This window comes from uncultured Parasphingorhabdus sp., assembly GCF_963677535.2.
Lineage (GTDB): Bacteria > Pseudomonadota > Alphaproteobacteria > Sphingomonadales > Sphingomonadaceae > Parasphingorhabdus.
The window spans coordinates 1,397,501-1,400,000 of the sequence record NZ_CAXXUT010000001.1; the positions used below are offsets into that span (position 1 = coordinate 1,397,501).

Consider the following 2,500-nt stretch of genomic DNA (forward strand, 5'->3'; position numbering starts at 1 on the left):
GGGTACTCCGCATCTTCACGGAGAATTCAATTTCGCTGAGCATATCCTGGAGACAGTGGGGAAGTCGTTACGCCATTCGTGCAGGTCGGAACTTACCCGACAAGGAATTTCGCTACCTTAGGACCGTTATAGTTACGGCCGCCGTTTACTCGGGCTTCAATTCAAGACTTTCATCTCTCCTCTTAACCTTCGAGCACCGGGCAGGCGTCAGACCCTATACGTCGTCTTGAAGCCGACTTAGCAGAGTCCTGTGTTTTTGCTAAACAGTCGCTACCCCCCAGCTTGTGCCCCCTGCCAAAAGTTGCCTTCTGGCAGGGCCTCCTTCTCCCGAAGTTACGGAGGTAATTTGCCGAGTTCCTTCAGGATACTTCTCTCAAGCGCCTTGGTATACTCTACCTGACCACCTGTGTCGGTTTCGGGTACGGTCTATATGGTGGAGCTATTTCCTGGATCCACTTCGAAGCCTGATCAATCCAATAAGATCAGACAACACACGTGAACCGTCACATTCCACCAGGTCACGGAATATTAACCGTGTTCCCATCGACTACCCCCTTCGGGCTCGTCTTAGGGGCCGACTCACCCTGCTCAGATTAGCTTTAAGCAGGAACCCTTGGTCTTTCGGCGACAGTGCATCTCACACTGTTTATCGCTACTCATGTCAGCATTCGCACTTCCGATACGTCCACCGTCGGTTACCCTTCGGCTTCATCCGCTTACGGAACGCTCCGCTACCGCTCAGAATAAATTCTGAACCCTAAGCTTCGGTGCATATCTTTAGCCCCGTTACATCTTCGCCGCAGGAACCCTTATTTAGACCAGTGAGCTGTTACGCTTTCTTTAAAGGATGGCTGCTTCTAAGCCAACCTCCTGGTTGTTTTGGGATTCCCACATGCTTTCCCACTTAGATATGACTTGGGGACCTTAGCTGTAGGTTAGGGCTGTTTCCCTTTTGACGACGGACCTTAGCACCCGCCGTCTGTCTCCCGGACTTGTCTCTATGGTATTCGGAGTTTGGTTAGGTTTGGTAGGTCTCGCGACCCCCTAGCCCATCCAGTGCTCTACCCCCATAGGAAAACGTCCGAGGCACTACCTCAATAGTTTTCGCGGAGAACCAGCTATTTCCCGGCTTGATTGGCCTTTCACCCCTAAACACAACTCATCCAATAATTTTTCAACATTAAATGGTTCGGTCCTCCAGTGCGTGTTACCGCACCTTCAACCTGGTCATGCCTAGATCGCCGGGTTTCGGGTCTAATCCATCTAACTCATTCGCCCTATTCAGACTCGCTTTCGCTGCGCCTACACCTAACGGCTTAAGCTTGCTAGATAGATTAAGTCACTGACCCATTATGCAAGAGGTACGCGGTCACCCCACAAGGGGGCTCCCACTGCTTGTAAGCATTCGGTTTCAGGTACTGTTTCACTCCCCTAATCGGGGTGCTTTTCACCTTTCCCTCACGGTACTTGTTCGCTATCGGTCACATACGAGTATTTAGGCTTGGAGGGTGGTCCCCCCATGTTCAGACAGAATTTCACGTGTTCCGCCCTACTCGAGTCCTTGTTGATCATTTTCGCATACGGGACTGTCACCCACTATGGTCAAACTTTCCAGAATGTTCTGCTAATTTACAACAAGGCACTGGCCTGGTCCGCGTTCGCTCGCCACTACTAACGGAATCTCGGTTGATGTCTTTTCCTCCGGTTACTGAGATGTTTCAGTTCGCCGGGTTCGCTTCACCAAGTCTATTTTATTCAACTCGGTGATATCCTTCCCCATTTACCCTCACCTTGTCGGACAAAAGCCCTTCAAGACAAAAGTAAATGGTGAGGATGGGTTCCCCCATTCGGAAATCGCTGGATCAAAGATTGCTCACATCTCCCCAACGCTTATCGCAGCGTGCCACGTCCTTCATCGCCTGTATGTGCCAAGGCATCCACCAAATGCTCTTACCTCACGCTTGAGAATCCACACCACCAACAACAAGATTGGAACAAGCCTCCCACGCTCCTTGCATAAAAAAGCGCTTCAGCCTGGCCAATTCGGCCTTGCCTGTATGATGCGGACAATTAATTACTCAGCCTTTAGTAATTCATATATATGAATACTTGTGCCAATTATGCGCTCCAATCCAGCGGAAAACCGCCGAACCGAAACCGCAAAATTGCCACGGCATCGATTAAAAAAACCCATTCACAATGTCAAATAGAGGCCGAGGCCTCGCTTGCCTGCAGATCGGAACCTGCAGGAAACTTTTGTCTTCATCTCTGGAGAAATGATTGTCCCGCGAACCGGGGTGCGACCTTGCGGCCTGCGTACCCTGCGCTTCGCTTGGGGAGTTTTCGCTGCCATCATGCCCCGCATGATGGCTGAACCGCGAAAACTGGTGGAGCCTATCGGGATCGAACCGATGACCCCCTGCTTGCAAAGCAGGTGCTCTCCCAGCTGAGCTAAGGCCCCGTATTTGTTTAACCTCAAGCGTATTTCCGCTTGGTGCGG

1 tRNA gene and 1 rRNA gene (1 of these 2 only partly in view) are annotated in these 2,500 nt (G+C 51.1%); both read right to left on the reverse strand.

Going from position 1 to position 2,500, the window contains the following annotated elements:
• A 23S ribosomal RNA gene (locus ACHZCJ_RS06710) occupies positions 1–1,964 on the reverse strand; it reaches 839 nt to the left of the window's first position.
• Positions 1,965–2,385: 421 nt separating this feature from the next.
• A tRNA-Ala gene (locus tag ACHZCJ_RS06715) sits at positions 2,386–2,461 on the reverse strand.
• Between the last annotated feature and the right edge of the window lie 39 nt (positions 2,462–2,500).